The 20,566-nt window shown below is 47.8% G+C and carries 18 protein-coding genes and 1 tRNA gene; 3 read left to right on the top strand and 16 right to left on the bottom strand.

Annotated features, from left to right (window positions below):
- Nucleotides 1-6 precede the first annotated feature (6 nt).
- Nucleotides 7-528, bottom strand: coding sequence for a KdsC family phosphatase (locus GWG06_RS05920; protein WP_127044263.1), 522 nt, complete (start codon nt 526-528; stop codon nt 7-9).
- Nucleotides 529-687: 159 nt separating this feature from the next.
- Nucleotides 688-1,452 carry a Rossmann-like and DUF2520 domain-containing protein gene (locus GWG06_RS05915; protein WP_160711940.1) on the bottom strand — a complete coding sequence of 255 codons (765 nt, stop codon included), beginning with the start codon at nt 1,450-1,452 and terminating at the stop codon, nt 688-690.
- Between the two features lie 459 nt (nt 1,453-1,911).
- Here GWG06_RS05915 and topA point away from each other — a divergent pair, with 459 nt between their 5' ends.
- Nucleotides 1,912-4,266 (top strand): type I DNA topoisomerase, encoded by a 2,355-nt coding sequence (topA, locus tag GWG06_RS05910; protein ID WP_127044496.1) that lies wholly within the window; start codon nt 1,912-1,914, stop codon nt 4,264-4,266.
- A gap of 2 nt (nt 4,267-4,268) precedes the next feature.
- The gene (locus tag GWG06_RS05905; RefSeq protein WP_127044497.1) at nt 4,269-5,141 is read left to right on the top strand and encodes a transglutaminase-like domain-containing protein; all 873 of its coding nucleotides are present in this window, start codon (nt 4,269-4,271) and stop codon (nt 5,139-5,141) included.
- 218 nt (nt 5,142-5,359) lie between these two features.
- On the opposite strand, the gene GWG06_RS05900 is transcribed toward GWG06_RS05905, so the two are convergent.
- The 5 genes from GWG06_RS05900 to GWG06_RS05880 form a co-directional block, all read right to left on the bottom strand.
- Complete coding sequence (locus tag GWG06_RS05900; protein WP_127044643.1) at nt 5,360-5,584, bottom strand: hypothetical protein; 225 nt, start codon at nt 5,582-5,584, stop codon at nt 5,360-5,362.
- An 83-nt stretch (nt 5,585-5,667) separates the two neighbouring features.
- The gene (gene der / locus GWG06_RS05895) at nt 5,668-6,981 is read right to left on the bottom strand and encodes a ribosome biogenesis GTPase Der (protein WP_160711938.1); all 1,314 of its coding nucleotides are present in this window, start codon (nt 6,979-6,981) and stop codon (nt 5,668-5,670) included.
- 142 nt (nt 6,982-7,123) lie between these two features.
- Nucleotides 7,124-7,993 (bottom strand): GTPase Era, encoded by an 870-nt coding sequence (era, locus tag GWG06_RS05890; RefSeq protein WP_127042154.1) that lies wholly within the window; start codon nt 7,991-7,993, stop codon nt 7,124-7,126.
- 115 nt (nt 7,994-8,108) lie between these two features.
- Nucleotides 8,109-8,180, bottom strand: a tRNA-Met gene (locus tag GWG06_RS05885).
- Between the two features lie 122 nt (nt 8,181-8,302).
- Complete coding sequence (locus GWG06_RS05880) at nt 8,303-8,713, bottom strand: single-stranded DNA-binding protein (RefSeq protein WP_160711936.1); 411 nt, start codon at nt 8,711-8,713, stop codon at nt 8,303-8,305.
- A 233-nt stretch (nt 8,714-8,946) separates the two neighbouring features.
- Between GWG06_RS05880 and GWG06_RS05875 the strand changes: the two genes are divergently transcribed.
- On the top strand, nt 8,947-11,322 hold the full coding sequence (locus GWG06_RS05875) for a TonB-dependent receptor (protein ID WP_160711934.1): 2,376 nt from the start codon (nt 8,947-8,949) through the stop codon (nt 11,320-11,322).
- Nucleotides 11,323-11,474: 152 nt separating this feature from the next.
- Here GWG06_RS05875 and argH read toward each other — a convergent pair whose 3' ends face one another.
- The 9 genes from argH to GWG06_RS05830 form a co-directional block, all read right to left on the bottom strand.
- Nucleotides 11,475-12,809 carry an argininosuccinate lyase gene (argH, locus tag GWG06_RS05870; protein ID WP_160711932.1) on the bottom strand — a complete coding sequence of 445 codons (1,335 nt, stop codon included), beginning with the start codon at nt 12,807-12,809 and terminating at the stop codon, nt 11,475-11,477.
- A gap of 41 nt (nt 12,810-12,850) precedes the next feature.
- On the bottom strand, nt 12,851-13,432 hold the full coding sequence (locus tag GWG06_RS05865; protein WP_127042146.1) for a GNAT family N-acetyltransferase: 582 nt from the start codon (nt 13,430-13,432) through the stop codon (nt 12,851-12,853).
- A gap of 1 nt (nt 13,433) precedes the next feature.
- Nucleotides 13,434-14,498 carry a M20 family metallo-hydrolase gene (locus GWG06_RS05860; RefSeq protein WP_160711930.1) on the bottom strand — a complete coding sequence of 355 codons (1,065 nt, stop codon included), beginning with the start codon at nt 14,496-14,498 and terminating at the stop codon, nt 13,434-13,436.
- 2 nt (nt 14,499-14,500) lie between these two features.
- Entirely contained in the window at nt 14,501-15,289 is a 789-nt protein-coding gene (argB, locus tag GWG06_RS05855) for an acetylglutamate kinase (RefSeq protein ID WP_127042142.1), read from the bottom strand.
- 2 nt (nt 15,290-15,291) lie between these two features.
- On the bottom strand, nt 15,292-16,242 hold the full coding sequence (locus tag GWG06_RS05850) for an N-acetylornithine carbamoyltransferase (protein ID WP_160711928.1): 951 nt from the start codon (nt 16,240-16,242) through the stop codon (nt 15,292-15,294).
- 111 nt (nt 16,243-16,353) lie between these two features.
- Nucleotides 16,354-17,478 (bottom strand): aspartate aminotransferase family protein, encoded by a 1,125-nt coding sequence (locus GWG06_RS05845; protein WP_160711926.1) that lies wholly within the window; start codon nt 17,476-17,478, stop codon nt 16,354-16,356.
- A gap of 33 nt (nt 17,479-17,511) precedes the next feature.
- Nucleotides 17,512-18,495 carry an N-acetyl-gamma-glutamyl-phosphate reductase gene (argC, locus tag GWG06_RS05840; protein WP_160711924.1) on the bottom strand — a complete coding sequence of 328 codons (984 nt, stop codon included), beginning with the start codon at nt 18,493-18,495 and terminating at the stop codon, nt 17,512-17,514.
- 17 nt (nt 18,496-18,512) lie between these two features.
- Nucleotides 18,513-19,703 carry an argininosuccinate synthase gene (gene argG, locus GWG06_RS05835; RefSeq protein ID WP_127042134.1) on the bottom strand — a complete coding sequence of 397 codons (1,191 nt, stop codon included), beginning with the start codon at nt 19,701-19,703 and terminating at the stop codon, nt 18,513-18,515.
- A gap of 43 nt (nt 19,704-19,746) precedes the next feature.
- Nucleotides 19,747-20,538 (bottom strand): GNAT family N-acetyltransferase, encoded by a 792-nt coding sequence (locus GWG06_RS05830; RefSeq protein ID WP_127042132.1) that lies wholly within the window; start codon nt 20,536-20,538, stop codon nt 19,747-19,749.
- Nucleotides 20,539-20,566 lie beyond the last annotated feature (28 nt).

The following is a 20,566-nucleotide window of genomic DNA, read 5'->3' as shown; positions in this document are numbered from 1 at the left end:
TATTTATTATTTCGATGCAATGCCTTCGTCCATCAGCCAGTGACCATTAAGTTTCAGCACCTTCTCCATCACTTCACGCACACACCCGTGGCCGCCCGGTACCGGCGATATATAGCGGGAAATACTTTTTATCTCGGCAGCAGCATCCGCCGGACACACCGGCAATGCCACCAGCTGCATTACCTGGTAGTCGGGAATATCATCTCCCATAAACAGTATTTCTTCCCAGGAAAGATTATGTTCAAATACATAATCCTGCAATTTCTCTTTTTTATCGTGAACGCCGGTATAAATATCTGTAATCCCCAGCCCTTGTAACCTGCTCACCACACTCTCTGATTTCCCTCCGGAGATAATAACCACCCGGTACCCTTTCTTCACTGCCAGCTGCAACGCATAACCGTCCTTGATATTCATCCTGCGGGACAATTCGCCGCCTGGCAACAGCTGCAGGGTGCCATCGGTTAATACGCCGTCAACGTCGAGTACGAAAGTGGTAATGGGTTTGAATAATGATAATATGTTCATGGTGCCAAAAATAAACAATTACGAATTACGAATTGCGAATTACGAATGCAGAAGCGAAGATCAAAACGAAGATTATTAGGGATATCTATTAAATATCATCTTTAATCTTCGTTTTGATCTTCGCTTCTGCATTCGCAATTCGCAATTCGTAATTCGTAATTATCCATGATGGAGTTTATAAATCGAATCCGACATCACCTGGTACAGCAGCTGCAAATATTCATTTTCTGCCAGCAATTCACGGTGGCGGCTCATGGTAGCTTCATCGCCGCGGAGGGCAGGGCCTGTCTGCACGCTTTCCGGCGGAAATTTTTCCAGGCGGTCAAAGGTTTCCTTGATAATGGGTTGCAGCAGGGTGAAATCCAGGTGTTCCTTATCGCAGTAGGCTTTTGCCTGAGCGATGAGGTGGTTGGTGAAGTTATTGCATAATACGGCGGTGAGGTGGTATTTCAGGCGTTGTTCGGAAGTAGCTGTTTCTATGCGGGAGGAGATGCTTTGCGCCAGCGACTGCAGGCGTTTGAGCACATCGTCGTTACCGGCTTCCAGCATGATGGGGATGGGCGGATAGGTTTTTATTTCCTTGCGGATGGATTGCAGGGGATAGAGTACACCGGTATTCACTGATATTTTGGAGATGGCGCTCAGGGGTACTGCTCCGGCAGTATGCGCCACGATGCGTTTACCCAGGCGCAGCTGGTCGTTCAGTTCCGGGATGGCCGTATCGCTGACCGCCATCAGGTATACGTCGGCCTCCATGTTTATATCCAGCACGTCATCTGTGAAGGGTGCGTGCAACATTTCCGCCAGTTCCTGTGCATGTTGCCGGTTACGGCTCACCACCTGTTTGATCTGATGGCCATGCAGCTTCAGCAGATGCCCGAAACAGTGCGCTACATTTCCGGTCCCGATTATAACTATATCCATATTGGTAAATTTTCAATTTAATGACGAATTACGAATGGCGAATTACGAATGTAAAGCGAAGATCATGGAGAATGATCATATGACGAGTATTATTATATTACAAATAATCAAATATTCATTTCATGACATTTAAAAGCATATTATGACAATTTCACAGGGAATACTGATGGTAAATGTCTGCTTAAATGATCAGAAATCCGGCACCGGCACTCCTGTTACAGTATAATAATTTATAATTTATAGCGGCTGTTTTATTGATTTCATGACATTAAACAGGCAATTATGACAATTCATTCCTCTTCCCACTATTCCGCGCTGATCTTCACTCCTCATTCGCAATTCGCCATTCGTAATTCGTAATTTTTATTTTCACTGTTCTTTTATGTATACTTGCAGAAATCCTATGGATATTAAGTTTACGATTTTTTACGTATCTAGCAGCACATTAAAGAAGCATACATGGCAAAAAATTTAGTTATAGTTGAGTCCCCGGCAAAGGCCAAGACCATTGAAAAAATTCTGGGCAAGGACTTTGAAGTCAAATCCTGCTTCGGTCACATCCGTGATCTGGAGAAGGACGACATGGGGATAGACATTGAAAATAACTTCAAGCCTAAATATGTAATACCGGAAGATAAAGAAAAGGTAGTAAAAGACCTGAAGAAGCTGGCGAAGGAAACCGACGAGGTTTGGCTGGCAACGGATGAGGACCGTGAGGGGGAAGCCATTTCGTGGCATTTGTGCGAGGTATTGGGCCTCGATCCGAAAAGCACCAAACGTATCGTATTCCATGAAATCACCAAGCCTGCCATCGAAAACGCCGTACAACACCCGCGCAAGCTGGATATGGACCGCGTAAATGCGCAGCAGGCGCGTCGTATACTGGACAGAATCGTAGGTTTTGAATTATCCCCTGTGCTGTGGCGTAAAATGAGTATGCGCAACTCGCTGTCTGCCGGCCGTGTGCAGTCAGTGGCTGTAAGACTCATTGTAGAAAGGGAAAGGGAAATCAACGGCTTCACTGCTGTGAGCACCTTTAAAGTAGAAGCCTGGTTCACCGGGAAGGATATCAACGGCAAAAGCATATCCTTCAAGGCAGAAGGACCCAATAAGTTCAAAACAGCTGAAGATGCGGAGAAATTCCTCCAGCAATGCGTCAGCGCCGCCTATACGGTAAAGGACATACAGGTGAAACCGGGTAAAAAATCGCCGGCAGCCCCCTTTACCACTTCCACCCTGCAACAGGAAGCCAGCCGCAAGCTCGGCTACAGCGTTTCCAAAACCATGTTGCTGGCACAGAAACTCTATGAAAGCGGTAATATCACCTACATGCGTACGGACTCCGTCAACCTGTCCGATACCGCAGTGGCTGAAATCGAGAAAGCGATCAAAACCAGCTTCGGCGACCGCTATCATCAGCACCGCAAATTCAAAAACAAAAACGAATCCGCACAGGAAGCGCACGAAGCCATCCGCCCGACCTACATGGAAAATACCACGGTGGATGACAGCGATACCCGCAAACTGTACGAACTCATATGGAAACGTACCATCGCCAGCCAGATGGCAGATGCGGAACTGGAAAAAACCATCGCTAAAATCGATATCTCCACTAATCACGAAGAGCTGACCGCCAGCGGGGAAGTGCTGAAATTCGACGGCTTTCTGAAAGTATACATGGAAAGTCATGATGATGAAGATATCAGCGATGAAGACAACCAGGAAGGTTCCTTACCACCGCTGGCAGTAAAACAGTCGCTGGACCTGAAAGAAATGAAGGCCACCGAACGTTTCTCCCGCCCGGCGCCACGCTACACGGAAGCCAGCCTGGTAAAGAAACTGGAAGAACTGGGCATCGGCCGCCCGTCTACCTACGCTCCTACCATCACTACCATCCAGAAACGCGGATATGTGGAGAAAAGAGACAAGGAAGGCGTGAAAAGAGACTTCCGCATTCTCCTGCTGAAGGCGGACATAATCACTAAACAAACAGACACAGAGAATACCGGCGCAGAAAAATCGAAACTGTTCCCTACCGACCTGGGCATGATCGTAACGGATTTCCTCAACCAATACTTCAACTCCGTTATGGACTATGGCTTCACCGCCAAAATTGAAGAGGAATTCGATGAAATCGCCAACGGTAAAAAGGTATGGAATAAAATGCTGAAGGAGTTCTACAATCCTTTCCATAAGGATGTGGAAAACACGCTGGAAAAAGCGGAACGCGTAAAAGGCGAACGCCCGCTGGGTGTAGATGCCGCCTCCGGCAAGCCCATTGTGGCCCGTATGGGACGTTACGGCCCTATGATCCAGATAGGCAGCGTAGAAGATGAGGAAAAGCCGCGCTTCGCCAAACTGAAGGCTACGCAGAGCATCGAAACCATCTCCCTGGAAGAGGCAATGGAACTGTTCCGCCTGCCGCGTACCCTGGGCCAGTTCGAAGATAGTGATGTAGTCATCAACATAGGCCGCTTTGGTCCGTATGCACAGCATGATAAAAAGTTCTATTCCCTCAAAAAGGAAATGGACCCGTATACAGTAGAACTGGACGAAATAGCGCCGTTAATCGTGGAAAAACGTACTGCGAAAGATGAACGTACCATCCAGATCTTCGAAAAGGAAAAGATACAGGTACTCAAAGGCCCCTATGGCCCCTATATTAAACAGGGCCTCAAAAATTATAAGATACCGAAGGAAAAAATTGATAATGCTGCCACTCTGACGGTAGAGGAAGCCAAAGCTATTATTGAAGAAGCCAAAGCCAATCCACCTAAAAAGAAAGCGCCGCCCAGGAAGAAGAAAGCGGAATAGATATGCATGAAAACAAAGAAATAAATGCTTTATTCCACCTGTTGGATGATCCCGACCAGGAGGTGTTTGATACCGTTGCCAGCAAAATCCTGCTGTACGGTAAGGATATCATCCCCAATCTGGAGAATTTATGGGAGAATACCATCGATGAATCCATACAGGAAAGAATAGAACTGCTCATTCACCGGGTACATTACCAGGATCTGCAGGCAGCATTACGTGCATGGAGTCTTTCAGACATGCAGGACCTGATGGAAGGCGCCATACTGGCCGCCAGATACCAGTTCCCTGACCTTATTCCCGGTCAGATCATGGCCGAAATAGACCGTATCAAAAGAAATATCTGGCTGGAACTCAACAACTACCTCACGCCCCTGGAAAAGATCAATGTGCTCAACAGCATGATCTATAACTACTTCGGGCTCAAAGGCGAAGAAGTCTCCTATCAGCGCAAAAACCAGTTCTTCATCAACCAGGTGATAGAATCCAAAAAAGGTAACCCCGTTACCAACGGCATCATCTATCAGAGCCTCTGCACCATGCTCGACCTGCCCGTTTACGCTGTCAACATCCCCCGCCAGTTTATTCTCGCCTACTTCGATACCTTCATCGACTTCGGCGAACCCATAGACCCGGAAGACCAGCGCATCCTCTTCTTCATTGACCCCATCCAGGGCCAGATCTACACCCAGCAGGACGTAGATACCTACCTGAAAAGAGTATCCGTTCCGTCCGTTCCGTCCTATTTCAAACCGCAATCCAACAAACGCATCATACAATTCCTCCTCGAAGAACTCGCCAAATGCTTCCGCGACGACAAAGACGCGTACAGACATGATGAGTTGACGAACTTGTCCCTGCTGCTGGAAGAATAAAAATAATCAATTACGAATTGCGAATTACGAATGAGAGCGAAGATTTAAGCGAAAAGTATGTTTTATTCGCTTAAATCTTCGCTCTCATTCGTAATTCGCAATTCGTAATTCGTAATTGATTTCGATAATATCATTCTTGCAAGAAATAAAAAAGCCGATTGCTAAGCAATCGGCTTTTTTATTTCTTGCAAGAATGATATTATCGAAATAATAATCTCTTACTTAGCAGCTGGAGCAGCAGCAGCAGAATCAGCAACTGGAGCAGCAGCAGAATCTACGTGAGCAGCAGAATCAGCAACTGGAGCAGCAGCTGGTTCAGTAGCAGGAGCAGCGTTCATAGTGTCTACAGTTGTAGCAGTAGAATCAGCAGCAGGAGTGCTACCACCGTTACAAGCTACGAAAAACATACCAGCAGCGATTGCAAATACAAATACTTTTTTCATGTTGTGTTTTGTTTTAATTTTAAAACCGGCGCAAAGGTATAGAAAATTTTCAGATTACAAAATATTCTATACTTTTTCAGCATTTATTTTTTACGGAAGAAGATCTTAATCGGTACCCCTTTAAAATCAAAGTGAGTACGGATTTGATTCTCCAGGTAATTCCTGTAGGGAGCCTTCACATCATCCGGCAGGTTACAGAAAAATGCAAAAGCCGGCGTATGAGTTGGCAGCTGCGTTACATACTTGATACGGATAGGAATACCTCTTACCACCGGCGGATGGTAGGCTTCTATCGCCTTCAGCATGATCTCGTTCAGTTTGGAGGTCTGTACTTTACGCTGACGGTTTTCGTATACTTCCAGGGCTGCTTCAATAGCTTTGAAAATACGCTGTTTCTCCTTCACGGAGGTGAAGATGATAGGCACATCAGAAAACGGCGCCAGGCGGCTTTTCAGCTCCTTTTCATAGTCTCTCGCAGTGTTGGTTGCCTTTTCCATCAGGTCCCACTTATTCACCAGCACTACAACACCTTTACCTTTACGCGCTGCCAGGCTGAAGATGCTAAGGTCCTGCGCTGTAATGCCTTTTTCAGCATCCAGCAGCAGCATCACCACATCAGATTCATCTACTGCCTTGATGGCACGGATAACGGAATAGAATTCCAGGTCTTCATTCACTTTCTGCTTACGTCTGATACCGGCGGTATCGATCAGCATGAAGTCTTTCTGGTACATGTTATACCTGGTGTGAATGGTATCGCGGGTAGTACCGGCTATATCAGAAACGATGTTTCTTTCGGTACCTACCAGCGCATTCAGCAGGGAAGACTTACCTACGTTAGGTTGCCCGATGATGGCAATTTTGGGAATATCAACTTCCATAGTGGCGTCTTCCATATCATCGGTTATATTGGACACCACGTCATCGAGCAATTCTCCGGTACCGCTGCCGGTCATGGAGGACAGGAAAAAAGTTTTATCGAAACCAAGACTGTAAAACTCGGTCGCATCCAGCTGACGCTGTTGGTTATCTACTTTATTCACTACCAGGTAAACCGGTTTGGAAGTACGGCGCAGCAGGTCTGCCACATCCGCGTCCAGATCGGTAATGCCAGTAGTTACATCCGTCATGAATATCAGCACATTCGCCTCATCCATGGCTACTTTCGCCTGCTTACGGATCTCTTTTTCAAATACATCATCGCTGTTAGATACAAACCCACCGGTATCAATCACGTTGAATGTTTTGCCGTTCCAGTCCGCAATACCATACTGACGATCACGCGTTACACCGCTCTGATCATCCACGATAGCTCTACGCTGTTCCAGCAAACGGTTGAACAACGTTGATTTGCCCACATTCGGGCGGCCCACAATAGCTACTGTAAATCCAGCCATTTTAGTTTCTTATTACTTATTAGTATAAAATCTTGAATTACGAATTACGAATGATGAATGATGAGTTAAAATGCAGCGAAGATTTTTGTGAAGATATTCGCTGCATTTTAACTCATCATTCATCATTCGTAATTCATCATTCCTAATATCCGTATTCCTTCAGGAACAAATCATTATCCCTCCATTTATTCCGCACTTTCACAAACAGTTCCAGGAATACCTTGCGTTCAATGAATTTCTCTATTTCCAGACGGGCCAGTGTTCCCAGCTCCCGTATAGATTTGCCTTTTTCGCCGAGGATGATACCTTTCTGGGTATCCCTTGTGACGATGATTTCAGCTGTTATTTTGGTGAGGGTTTCCTTCTCCTGGTATTGTGTAACAATTACCGTAGTATGGTAAGGAATTTCCTCTTCGAACAGCTGGAAGATTTTTTCGCGGATCATTTCCGCCACGAGGAAGCGTGTAGACTTATCCGTGAGGGTGTCGTCCGGGTAGAAGGCGTTGGCTTCCGGCAGCAGGGCAACGATCTCAGTCATGAGTTCTTTCAGTCCTTTCTGCTGACGGGCGGAGATGGGAACTACCGCTTTCGCCTTTCCCCATTCGTTTACACGGGCCAGGAGCGCGTCCATTTCCTCTTTGGTGAGGTTATCCATTTTGTTGAGGATAAGAATGGACGGCACTTTCAGCTTCAGGGCCTCGAACAGCTGAAGGTTTTCCTCCAGGTTGTCTCTGCAGTCCATAATCAGCAGCGCTACGTCAGCATCTTCCAGGGCGGACTTTACCGCGCCCATCATTTTTTCATGCAGCTTGTATTTGGGATCAATGATACCGGGGGTATCAGAAAACACAATCTGGTAGCCAGGCTCCGTCAGCACACCAGTGATACGGTGTCTGGTGGTTTGTACCTTAGGGGAAATAATAGCCAGCTTCTCGCCGATGATAGCGTTCAACAGCGTACTTTTACCCGCGTTGGGCTTACCGAAAATGTTTACAAAACCTGCTTTATGCATGATGATAGTATGACCTGTAGATGTTGCATTCGCAACTCAAACTTACGGAAATAAAAAAAGCCGAATTACTTCGGCTCTTTCTTTGTTTCTTTTGCAGCGCCGTAGCGCCATTTTGTAGCGAGGAGCGGATTCGAACCACTGACCTTCGGGTTATGAGCCCGACGAGCTACCTCTGCTCTACCTCGCAATGAGGGTGCAAAGATAGGACTATTTTTCTTCCCACCAAATAAAATTCTAAAAAAAACAAAAAAAGCCAACCATAACAGGTTGGCTTTCATATTAGAATGCACAAGTTAAACTCAGGTTTAATTAAAAGGGAAGGTCGTCTGCCGGCTGTTCTTCTACAGGCTCTGCCTCCGGAACAACGGGTACATCCGTAACAGCGGCACGGCGTTTTTCATCATCCTTACGGCTTAGTAACTGCAGGTGGCTCACCCTGAGTCTGACAGCCCCTGTCAATGCACCGGTCTGATGGCTTACATAGGCGTCCACTCTCGGAGAGCCTTCCACATATACCATCACGCCCTGGTTAAGGTAGGGGGCCACATTTTCCTTGCCCCACAGGGAACAGTCTACCCAGGTAGTACGCTCCTGCAACACACCCAGGGCATTTTTGAACCGCTCATTCACCGCTACCGGAAAACTGAATACGGACACGCCATTGATCTCTTTTTTGATCACATCCCGGCCTAAATGTCCGATTAACTGAAGCTTGATCATCTGCAATAAAGATTTAATGATTAAAAGTTTATAAAAGATGATTGAGAGAAGCGTACATGGAAATTAAACAAAATTTTACCTACCGGGAAATAATATTATACCTTTGTGCTACAGATCGCGCGCAGCGTGGATCCTCATGGGGTGCCTTACTTTCAGGCTGAGATCACACCCACGGAACCTGGACCAGGTAATGCTGGTTAGGAAGTAGAAAACAGAAAACAGACATATTTAAGATGAAACAATTCATGTTGTTGATGCTGCTCTGTATGGCAGGCATCGCACAGGCACAATCGCTGGTTACCGGCAGGGTTACCAGCAAAAGCAGCGGACAACCGCTGGAAGGCGTTACTATCTCCGTCAACCAGACGGGTGCACTCACCAACAAGCAGGGACAATACACCATCCAGCTCCCTAAAAAGGGCGCCTATACCTTACATGCCAGCTTCATTGGCTTTAAGACCTTCTCTGCCACTATACAGGCGGATGGCAAAACACCTGTAACAGATATTGCGCTGGAAGAAACCGGCCTGTTTGTAAAACCGGTAGAGATCAGCAGTCTGCGGGCGGGAAAGAACTCACCATTTGTCAACAGCACCATTACTGCCGCAGAAATCAGGAAAGAAAACCTGGGACAGGATCTTCCGATGTTGCTGAATCAGCAGCCCGGCGTAGTTACCAGCTCGGATGCCGGTATGGGCATCGGTTACACCGGCATGCGCGTGCGCGGCTCCGACCTCACCCGTATCAATGTGACCGTAAACGGTATTCCCGTGAACGATGCTGAATCGCAGGGGACCTTCTTTGTCAATATGCCCGATTTTGCTTCTTCTGTGAACAGCATTGAACTGCAGCGCGGCGTGGGCACCTCTACCAACGGAGCAGGTGCATTCGGCGCCACACTCAACCTCAGCACCAACGAATTCCGGGAACAGGCATATGGTGAAATCAGCAATAGCTACGGCTCCTTCAACAGCTGGAAACATACGGTGAAAGCGGGCTCCGGACTGATCAACAATCACTTCACCATCGATGCGCGCCTGTCCAAAATATCTTCCGACGGATATATTGACCGCGCCACCTCCGACCTCCGCTCTTTCTATACATCCGCTGCATACATCTCACACAAAACAGCTATCCGCCTGAATGTCTTCTCCGGCAAGGAAAAAACATACCAGGCATGGAACGGCGTACCGGAAGACAAGCTGAAAACCAACAGGACCTATAACTCCGCCGGTACCCAAAAACCAGGTACTCCCTACGACAATGAAACAGATAACTACCAGCAGGATCACTACCAGCTGTTCCTGAACCAGGAAATCAACAAACAGCTCAACTTCACCGTAGCCCTGCATATGACCCGCGGCCGCGGCTATTTTGAACTGTACAAAGCCAATCAGGCGCTGTCCGCGTACGGGCTGGAAGCCTACGATTATAAAGGCGCCCGCATAGATACCACCGATCTGGTAAATCAGCTGTGGCTGAGCAACTATTTCTACGGCGGCGTCTTCTCTGTTAACCGTACCGGTGAAAAGCTGAACTGGAGCCTCGGTGGCGGATGGAACAGATATACCGGCGATCACTACGGCAAAATCATCTGGGCTAAAGCAGGCATCGACAAAGACTATGAATACTATCGCTATCCCGCAGATAAAAATGATTTCAATATCTACTGGAAAGGAGAATTCAAAATCACGGAAAACCTGCACCTCTTCGCAGATATGCAATACCGCAACATCACCTATAACATGAACGGATTTGAAGCGGCGCCCGCATACAAACCACATGTAACCTATAACTTCTTCAATCCGAAAGCAGGTATCTCCTACGCGCTTAACGCCGCCAGCCGTGTGTTTGCCTCCGTTGCAGTGGCGCATAAGGAACCTAACCGCGTAGACTTCGAGTCCAACTACGGCGTGTCAGCTCCCAAACCGGAAGAACTGCGGGATATTGAAGCCGGCTACAACTGGAGCAACAGCATCGCAGCCATTCAGGCCAACATATACTACATGTACTATAAAAACCAGCTTGTACAAACCGGTATGCTCACCGATGTTGGCGCCTACGTACGCACCAATATTCCCAAAAGCTACCGTACAGGGGTTGAAGTCAGCGGTAACGTAAAGCTGGGCAGTATCTTCACCATCGCGGCCAACGCTGCCCTCAGCCAGAACAAGGTACTGGACTACAACGCTGTCACCTACGATGAGGAGAAAAAAGCCCACACACAGCACTTCAGTAAAACCGATATCTCCTTCTCTCCTTCTTTCGTGGGTGGATACACGCTCACTGCCAGGCCCTTCAAAGGCTTTACAGCAGACCTGCTGGGCAGATATGTAAGCCGCCAGTACCTGGACAATACCTCCAATGCCATTGCCAGCCTCGACCCCTATTTCGTCAGTAACCTGCGCTTCAACTACGTTGTACCGCAACCGTTATTCCGCGATCTGAGCCTGCAACTCATGCTCAACAACATCTTCAATAAAAAATATGAACCCAGCGGCTCCACCTGGAGCTACTTCGATACGGAGAACAACAAAGTAGGATATAGTAATTACTATTATCCTATGGCAGGGTTTAATTTCTTTGTGGGAGTTAATATTGGGTTTTAAGTTAAATTACGAATTACGAATTGCGAATTACGAATGTAGAAGCGAAGAGCTAAACGGAGATTAAAGGTGATAACTAAAAAATATCTTCCTTTAATCTCCGTTTAGCTCTTCGCTTCTACATTCGTAATTCGCAATTCGTAATTCGTAATTGTTTAACTCAAAAGTAGTTCCTCCACAGCCTTCTCTACTTTTTCAAACGGGAACCCCTTTATAACACGCTCCATCTGGTCTGCTATCTGTGCGGTGCAGAGGTTACCGATGCTGCCGGCGTGGGTATGCGCGACGGTTCTGGATGGGGAGAAAGTGCCGTTTTCAATGTCCATACCTACCTGTTTGTAGGCTTCCCGGAACGGGGTGCCCTGGAGTACCAGGTTGTTTACAACCTCTACGCTGAACAGGTACTGATATTTTTCATCATCGAGGATATTCTCTCTGATGCGGATGTTTTCCAGCATGAGGCGGCTCATATTGATGCAGTCTTTCAACGTACTGAAAGCAGGGAAAAGATTTTCTTTCAACAGCTGCAGATCGCGGTGGTAGCCGGATGGCAGGTTGGTGATCATCATGGCGATTTCATTGGGTAATGCCTGCAGCTTGTTCCCGTGAGAACGGATCAGTTCCCATACATCCGGATTCTTTTTGTGCGGCATGATGCTGGAACCGGTTGTCAGTTCATCAGGGAAGCTGATGAAGCCGAAGTTCTGGTTCATGAACAAACAGGCGTCCATGGCCATTTTAGCGATGGTGGCAGCGATGCCGGCCAGGGCAAAGGATACAATCTTTTCTGTTTTACCACGCCCCATCTGTGCGTATACCACGTTATAGTTCAGGGTATCAAATCCGAGTAAACGGGTGGTCAGCTCACGGTCAAGGGGGAACGAAGATCCGTATCCTGCGGCAGAGCCAAGCGGGTTTTTATTAACCACGTGATAAGCGCCCTGTAATACGGTGAGGTCGTCTACCAGGCTCTCTGCGTAAGCGCCAAACCATAACCCGAAAGAGGAGGGCATGGCTATCTGCAGATGTGTATAACCGGGGATCAGGTGATTTTTATAGGCTTCACTTTTCTGTTGCAGCAGGTCGAATAACGCTTTTACTGCAAATACCATTTCCTGCAATTCGTGACGCAGGAACAGTTTCAGATCCACCAGCACCTGATCGTTACGGGAACGGCCACTGTGAATTTTCTTGCCTACTTCACCAAGACGGCGGGTGAGCAACAGTTCTACCTGAGAGTGGATATCTTCCACACCATCTTCCAGCACAAAATCACCGGCCTGGATCTCCTGATAGATATTTTTCAGCTCCTGCTTTAATACCTTCAGTTCGGCTGCTTCCAGAAGACCAATACTTTGCAGCATGGTGATATGCGCCATAGAGCCGAGCACGTCGAAAGGCGCGAGGAATGCGTCCATTTCACGGTCTTTTCCAACGGTGAACTTTTCTACCGCATCCAGCGATGCCTTATCTTTTTGCCACAGTTTCATAATAATATAGTTTTTCCGCAGGGCAGCTGCACGCTGCGAAATTAAAAATCATATTTACCGAATATCCGCTGCTTCACTTCCGGCCATTCTTCTTTCAGCATGCTGAAGTATACGGTATTCCGCACTCTTCCCTGGCTGGTAATCATATGACGACGCAAAATGCCTTCCTGTGTACAACCTATGCTCAGAATAGCATTGCGTGACTGCATATTGAGTTCGTCTGTCTTAAACTCCACCCGGTTCAGGTCCATGACCTCAAAGGCGTATTGCAGCATGGCATACTTCATGGCCTTATTCAGACCGGAACCTTGCAGCTCCGGGTTGATCCAGGTGTAACCTATCTCTGTTCGTTTATGCGGCAACGTTAGCCCGGCATAGCGGGTGCTGCCGGCAATCTGTTGTACCTGCCTATCATAGATCACAAAGGGGATGGCTGTTCCTGCATTACGCTCGGCGATGGCCGCACGGATATACTTTTCCAGGTCTTCCCGGCTGGCAATATGATTAGCCCCAACCGTCCACAGGGACGGCTCCAGCGCCAGCGGCAGCAGCACTTCCAGGTGGTCTTCCTGCAACGGCTCTAATCGTACACGTTTGTTTTCTATGACGGGTGAGAAGTTCATCTTACTGAATCATTTCAAGTAACCGGATATAACTGTCTATGCCATTCCTGATTTCTTCCAGGAAAATATATTCATCTGCAGTATGAGAGCGGGCAGAATCGCCGGGCCCCATCTTCACGGACGTGGCCGGAATCAGCGCCTGATCGGAGGTGGTAGGTGAACCGTAAGTGGTTTTACCTGCTGCCAGTCCGGCCTGTACAAAAGGATGCTCCATCGGGATAAATGACGGGCGCATGCGCATCGAGCGGGGCTTCACCTCGCAGCCCACATGGGTGCTGATGGTTTCCAGCAGCTCTTCCAGCGTATACTGGTCTGTAGCCCGTACATCCACCACAAAGGTGCAGTCTGCCGGTACTACGTTGTGCGCTTTGTTGGAAGTATTGATAACTGTGACACTCATCTTCACCGGACCTAATGTTTCCGATACTTTAGGGAAACGGTAGTCCCGGAACCAGGTGAGGTCAGGCAATGCCTTATACAGCGCATTTTCACCTTCTTCTCTGGCGGCATGGCCTGCTTTCCCTGTGCTGGTACAATCCAGCACCATCAGTCCTTTTTCGGCAATGGCCAGCTGCGTCTGCGTAGGCTCTCCCACAATGGCAAAATCAATCTGCGGCAGGCGGGACAGGATGCTTTCCACGCCGTTCACTCCGCTGATTTCTTCTTCTGCAGTAGCACTCAGAATGATGTTGTAAGACAGGTCCGTACGGTGATAAAAATGCAGGAAGGTAGCGATCAGGCTGACCAGACAGCCGCCGGCATCGTTGCTGCCAAGGCCGAACAGCTTTCCGTCTTCTACATCCGGACTAAACGGATCACGGGTGTATTGCGGATTAGGCTTTACGGTATCATGGTGGGAATTGAGCAGGATATTGCGTTTCGCGGGATTGTAGTGTTTGTTGAGCACCCATATATTGTTAAGGTGGCGTTCATGCGGGATGTCCATCGCAGTCAGGAAATCACCGATTACCTGCGCAGTGCCGTCTTCTTCGCGGCTGAGCGATGGCGTGGCTATCAGCTGTTTCAACAGCGCTACGGCCACATCATATAGTTTCTCGTTCCACATAGCTAGCATATTAAGGTGCCTGCTACGGTGCCGGTGGTATTACTCAATACATCGTCTGCATGGCCTATCAGCACTTCTTTCACCCCATTACCGATAGCTCCGAACGCATTCTGCAGTTTAGGCAGAATACCGTCGGACAACACTTTATTTTCCAGCAGTTGCTGGTAAATTTCTTTATTAATCAGATTAATAACGGCATTATCATCATTGGGATCGCTGAGTACGCCTTTCTTTTCGAAGCAGTAGATCAGTCGTACCTGGTAGCGGTCGGATAATGCAATAGCCAGGGAGGAGGCAATGGTATCTGCATTGGTGTTCAGCATCTGTCCGTTGCCATCGTGTGTAAGCGGCGCAAACACCGGTGTTACACCAGCTTCCAGCAATGCTTTCAGCGGGCCGGTCTGCAGCATGTCCGGCTGTACATCTCCCACAAAACCGTAATCAATTTCCTTTACCGGGCGTTTCTCTGCCGGAATAATGTTGGCATCCGCGCCGGTCAGGCCGATAGCATTACAGCTTCTGGCCTGCAGTTGCGCTACCAGCTGTTTATTTACCAGGCCGCCGTAGACCATGGTTACCAGATCAATCGTGGCCGCATCCGTAATACGGCGGCCATCTACATAATTCGATTTGATACCCAGCTGATCACCAATACGGGTAGCAATTTTACCGCCGCCGTGTATCAGTATCTTCTTACCGGGAATGGCTGCGAATTTATCTAAAAATGTCTGCAGCAATTCCGGATTATCGATAACGTTTCCGCCTACTTTGATGATAAAAAGATCTATCATAATTATCCTTTCAAGATTTCGCTCAATACTGCCTGTGCTGCCCATACACGGTTGCCTGCTTCCTGTATTACGATGGACTGCGGCCCGTCAAGTACTTCATCTGCTATCACGACATTTCTTCTTACAGGCAGACAGTGCATTATTTTGGCAGCATTGGTATGCTTCAGTTTTTCGTTGGTCACCATCCAGCTGCTGTCAGTATTAAGGATTTTTCCGTAATCGCGGTAGGAGGACCAGTTTTTTACGTATACGAAGTCAGCACCTTCCAGTGCTTTATCCTGATCGTATTCTATACGTGCGTTGCCGGAAAATTTCTCATCCAGCTCATAACCTTCCGGATGTGTAATGACAAAATCTGCTTCTCCCCAGGCATTCATCCATTGTGCGAAGGAGTTGGGAACAGCCTGCGGGAGTGCTCTTACATGCGGCGCCCAGGTCATCACCACCTTCGGCTTGCGCGGCTGCTGCCAGTTTTCCTTAATGGTGATAACATCTGTGAGGCTCTGCAAAGGATGCAGGGTAGCGCTTTCCAGGCTCACCACCGGAACTCCGGCGTACTTAATGAACTGGTTAATATATTTCTCTGTATAATCTTCTTCTTTATTTTTCAACCCCGGAAACGTACGGATGGCCAGTATATCGAAGTACTGTCCCATTACCGCGGCAGCTTCCTTCACATGTTCGCTGGTATTGCCATTCATCACTACGCCATCATTCATTTCCAGCTGCCATCCTTCCTTGTCGATGTTAAATACTACAGCCTCCATACCCAGGTTCTTCGCTGCCACCTGTGTACTCAGGCGTGTACGTAAACTGGGATTCAGAAATATCATACCCACGGTTTTGTGCTGTCCCAACGTATTATCCCTGAACGGATCTTTCTTGTAGTTTAATGCAATGTCCACCAACCGCGGGACACTAGGCACATCGTCTGTTGAAATAAATTGCTTCATTTTGATCGTTTTGAATTACGAATTACGAATTGCGAATTACGAATACTGTGCGAAGACGCTTCTTCATTCGCTCCTCATTCGTAATTCGCAATTCGTAATTCGTAATTATTTTTATTTTACTTCTTTTCCAAAAGCCTCCAAAAACCTGTCTGCATCTGCTTTTGTCAGCGCCAGGGAAGGCAGTAGGCGAATAACGTTTGGTTTTGCTTCACCGGTGAAGATGCGATGTTTTGCCAGCAGATTCTTCCTTACCTCCGCCAGTTCTTCCGGCATTTCGATACCGATCATCAGGCCACGGCCTCTTACCTCTTTCACCTGGCTGAATTTACGCAGTTCTTCCATGAGATAGGCCCCGATGGTGGCGGCGTTGCTGATAAGGTTTTCGCTTTGAATCACTTCCAGTACAGAAAGGGCTGCTACGCAGGCGAGATGGTTACCGCCGAAAGTGGTGCCCAACATACCATATACGGCCTGGAACTTTGGTGCGATGATGATACCACCGATCGGGAAACCATTACCCATACCTTTTGCCATGGTGTATATGTCAGCATTTACACCTGCAAAATCATGGGAGAAGAATTTACCGCTGCGGCCATAGCCACACTGCACGGAGTCAGCGATGAATACGGCATTATGCGCATCGCAGAGGCTCCTGATTTTCTGCAGGAAAGACTCCGGCGCCACGTTGATACCACCTACGCCCTGTATGCCTTCAATGATAACAGCAGACACTTCGTATTGTTTGAATGCAGCTTCCAGCGCGGCTTCATCGTTCCAGGGAAGAAATACTACGTTGTCTGTTTCATTTACCGGCGCTACAATTTTCGGATTGTCGGTAGCTGCTACTGCGAGAGATGTTCTGCCATGAAAAGCCTTGCGGAAAGCGATAATCTTTTTTCTTCCGTTGTAGAAAGAAGCGAGCTTCAATGCATTTTCATTGGCTTCCGCACCGGAGTTGCACAGGAACAGCTGATAGTCTTCCTTGCCGGAAACCTTGCCCAGCAAGGCAGCCAGCTCCTCCTGCAAAGGCATCTTTACGGAGTTGGAATAGAATCCGATCTTATGCAGCTGGTCAGTTAAACGCTTTACATAATGCGGATGGGTATGACCAATAGAGATCACGGCATGACCGCCGTAGAGATCCAGGTATTCCGTGCCTTTTTCGTCCCATACGGTAGAACCGGCAGCTTTATCTATAATGATGTCGTTTACGGGATAAACGTCAAAAAGTTTCATGTTGTCAGCGTAAATTAAAAATGATAAGAACAGTTAGAATACGATAGACTTCAGTCTGAGTCCGGCTGTTTCCTCCAGTCCGCACAGGAGGTTCATATTCTGTACGGCCTGTCCGGATGCGCCTTTCAGCAGGTTATCCTCAATACTGTGAATAATCAGTTTATCACCTGCTTTCTCCAGTTGAATCAGCACCTTATTGGTGTTGACCACCTGTTTGAGGTCTATCTGCCTGTCGCTCACATGTGTGAAGGGATGACCGGCGTAGTAATCTTTATACAGCTGTACAGCAGCTTCCAGCGACAAATCGCTCTGCAGATAGGAAGTTACCCATATGCCTCTGGGGAAATCTCCGCGTACCGGAACGAAGTTCACAGGCGCTGAAAAGCCCGGCTGCAGCAGCTGCAGGCTTCGTCGGATTTCCTTCAGGTGCTGGTGGTTCAGCACTTTATAGGTAGATATGTTGCTGGCTCTCCAGGTAAAATGAGAGGTAGCCTGCAGACTCTGACCGGCGCCGGTAGATCCGGTGATGCCGGTAGTATGCACTTCCTGCAGCAGGCCGGCTTTCGCCAGTGGCAGGAGCCCTAACTGAATAGCGGTAGCAAAGCAGCCGGGGTTGGCAATGTTCCTGGCTTCCCGGATCAGTTCCCGCTGCATTTCAGGCAGGCCATACACAAAAGTCCTGTCCTTAACGGTTTCGCCTAAACGAAAATCCTGACTCAGGTCTATCACCTTTACATGTGACGCTACCTCGGAGGCTTCCAGGAATTTCCTGGATTCGCCGTGTCCCAGGCAGAGGAACATGACATCTATATCGTTACTCAGTTCGCCGGTAAACAACAGGTCTGTTTCTCCCAACAGATCGGCATGTACGGCATGTAACGGGTTACCCGCGTTACTACGGCTATGCACAAACGAAATTGTTACATCGGGATGATTCAGCAGCAGCCGTATCATCTCTCCGCCGGTATAGCCGGCCCCGCCCACGATTCCTGCCTTTATCCTTTTAACATCTGCCATTGCGTATGCTGATTTGTTTAGATAGAATTTTTTACCTGGTGCCAGATCATTGTCTGGTTACCGAAAATTTTGCTGAAGCCTCTTACATCTTCTCCTGACCAGCCACTGTTCATTTCGCCGTATTTGCCGAATTTGCTGCTCATCAGGTCGTAAGGGGATTGAATACCTGTTACCTGGAAACGGTAAGGCATCAGGGTAACAAATACTTCTCCGGAAACATTTTCCTGGGTATGCTGCAGGAAGGCTTCAATGTCGCGCATAACAGGGTCCATGATCTGGCCTTCATGCATCCAGTTGCCGTAGAACTGCGCCAGCTGCTCTTTCCAGCTCAGCTGCCATTTGGTGAGCACATGTTTTTCCAATGCATGATGCGCTTTCAGAATAACCATCGGAGCGGCTGCTTCGAAGCCTACACGGCCTTTGATGCCGATGATGGTATCGCCTACGTGAATATCGCGGCCGATAGCATAAGCGCCGGCGATGGTCTGTAAATACTGGATGGCTTCTGTAGGATGACTGAATTTATTGTCATTCACCCCTATCAGTTCACCTTTTTCAAACGTCAGTTTCACCTGCTCCTCCCCCTGCCTGGTGAGCTGGGTAGGCCATGCTGCTTCAGGAAGCATGCCATTGGAAGTCAGTGTTTCCTTACCACCTACGGAAGTGCCCCACAGTCCTTTGTTGATGGAGTACATCGCTTTCTCGAAGTTTATTTCCACACCTTTTGACTGCAGGTAGGAAATTTCTTCTTCACGGCTCAGTTTCATATCACGGATCGGGGTGATGATTTCCACACCGGGGATCATAATATGGAAAACCATATCGAAACGCACCTGGTCGTTACCTGCGCCGGTGCTGCCGTGTGCTACTGCGTCAGCGCCTGTTTCCTTCACATATTCAGCGATGGCCAGCGCCTGGCTCATACGCTCTGCGCTTACGCTCAGCGGGTAGGTATTATTCTTCAGTACGTTACCGAAGATGAGATATTTGATAACGCCGTCATAATAAGAACGTATTGCATTAACTGTCTTGTGACTTTTAACGCCCAGGTTATAAGCGCGTTTCTCAATTTCCTGCAGTTCTTCTTCAGAAAAACCACCTGTGTTTACAATCACCGAATGTACTTCATAGCCTTTTTCTTCGGTCAGATATTTAACGCAGTAGGAAGTATCAAGTCCTCCGCTGAATCCCAGTACTACTTTTTTCATTTTATGACATCGTTTTTTATATTTCCAGAAACATTATGTAAGATCAGAACAGGAAGAAAAATTTCTTTTTCTGCCCGGTGGCGCCGCCTTCCTTTTTGCTGTTATTCAGCAAAACAAATCTTTTAAATCGCAGCCAGCGCTCATAGAGTTTTATATTTCCTTTAAATCTGCGGCGTTTCCTTTCGTGCTGGATGTTACCGGTAGCAGATACAGACAGCTGGTTGGCGATCTCCGCCAGTTCTTCTTCCTGTCTGGCTTTGTCTGCAGCAGCTTTGGCTTCTGCTTCCTTCAGCTTCTCTACAGGATCGTAGAGCATGGCAGTACAAAGGCAGTTTTTCCGTTGTTTGGAGGTAAGAATATCAAAGTTCACGCAGCTTCTGCAGCCCTTCCAAAATTCTTCATCGTCTGTCAGTTCAGAATAGGTCACAGGTTCATATCCCAGTTCGGAGTTAATTTTCATAACAGCGAGGCCGGTGGTCAGACCAAATATTTTTGAGTCGGGATATTTCTCCCTCGACAATTCGAATATCTTCTTCTTAATCGATTTAGCAACGCCGTGTCCTCTGAATGCCGGGTTAACGATCAGACCAGAGTTGGCAACAAATTTATCGTGGCCCCATGCCTCAATGTAGCAAAAGCCAACCCATTCGCCTTTATCCGTAACGGCAATTACCGCTTTTCCTTCCTGCATCTTCAGCTCCACATAGGCCGGGGAACGTTTGGCAATACCGGTTCCACGAGCCTTTGCAGACGATTCCATCTCATCAGTGATGGTATTTGAATAGTGTATATCGTCAGGAGTGGCTACCCTAACGATGATATGATGATTTTCCAACTTTTTAAATTGAAATCGTGAATCAATA

The sequence above is a fragment of the Chitinophaga solisilvae genome, from assembly GCF_009928525.1.
In the GTDB taxonomy this organism is placed as follows: domain Bacteria; phylum Bacteroidota; class Bacteroidia; order Chitinophagales; family Chitinophagaceae; genus Chitinophaga; species Chitinophaga solisilvae.
Note: the sequence above shows the minus strand (reverse complement) of the source record. Positions and strands in the feature narration are given on the sequence as shown.

Bases quoted from the DNA above. Each gene is read 5' to 3' on its own strand.
- GWG06_RS05920 (WP_127044263.1), bottom strand. From the start codon at position 528: ATGAACATATTATCATTATTCAAACCCATTACCACTTTCGTACTCGAC.
- GWG06_RS05915 (WP_160711940.1), bottom strand. From the start codon at position 1,452: ATGGATATAGTTATAATCGGGACCGGAAATGTAGCGCACTGTTTCGGG.
- topA (WP_127044496.1), top strand. From the start codon at position 1,912: ATGGCAAAAAATTTAGTTATAGTTGAGTCCCCGGCAAAGGCCAAGACC.
- GWG06_RS05905 (WP_127044497.1), top strand. From the start codon at position 4,269: ATGCATGAAAACAAAGAAATAAATGCTTTATTCCACCTGTTGGATGAT.
- GWG06_RS05900 (WP_127044643.1), bottom strand. From the start codon at position 5,584: ATGAAAAAAGTATTTGTATTTGCAATCGCTGCTGGTATGTTTTTCGTA.
- der (WP_160711938.1), bottom strand. From the start codon at position 6,981: ATGGCTGGATTTACAGTAGCTATTGTGGGCCGCCCGAATGTGGGCAAA.
- era (WP_127042154.1), bottom strand. From the start codon at position 7,993: ATGCATAAAGCAGGTTTTGTAAACATTTTCGGTAAGCCCAACGCGGGT.
- GWG06_RS05880 (WP_160711936.1), bottom strand. From the start codon at position 8,713: ATGATCAAGCTTCAGTTAATCGGACATTTAGGCCGGGATGTGATCAAA.
- GWG06_RS05875 (WP_160711934.1), top strand. From the start codon at position 8,947: ATGAAACAATTCATGTTGTTGATGCTGCTCTGTATGGCAGGCATCGCA.
- argH (WP_160711932.1), bottom strand. From the start codon at position 12,809: ATGAAACTGTGGCAAAAAGATAAGGCATCGCTGGATGCGGTAGAAAAG.
- GWG06_RS05865 (WP_127042146.1), bottom strand. From the start codon at position 13,432: ATGAACTTCTCACCCGTCATAGAAAACAAACGTGTACGATTAGAGCCG.
- GWG06_RS05860 (WP_160711930.1), bottom strand. From the start codon at position 14,498: ATGTGGAACGAGAAACTATATGATGTGGCCGTAGCGCTGTTGAAACAG.
- argB (WP_127042142.1), bottom strand. From the start codon at position 15,289: ATGATAGATCTTTTTATCATCAAAGTAGGCGGAAACGTTATCGATAAT.
- GWG06_RS05850 (WP_160711928.1), bottom strand. From the start codon at position 16,242: ATGAAGCAATTTATTTCAACAGACGATGTGCCTAGTGTCCCGCGGTTG.
- GWG06_RS05845 (WP_160711926.1), bottom strand. From the start codon at position 17,478: ATGAAACTTTTTGACGTTTATCCCGTAAACGACATCATTATAGATAAA.
- argC (WP_160711924.1), bottom strand. From the start codon at position 18,495: ATGGCAGATGTTAAAAGGATAAAGGCAGGAATCGTGGGCGGGGCCGGC.
- argG (WP_127042134.1), bottom strand. From the start codon at position 19,703: ATGAAAAAAGTAGTACTGGGATTCAGCGGAGGACTTGATACTTCCTAC.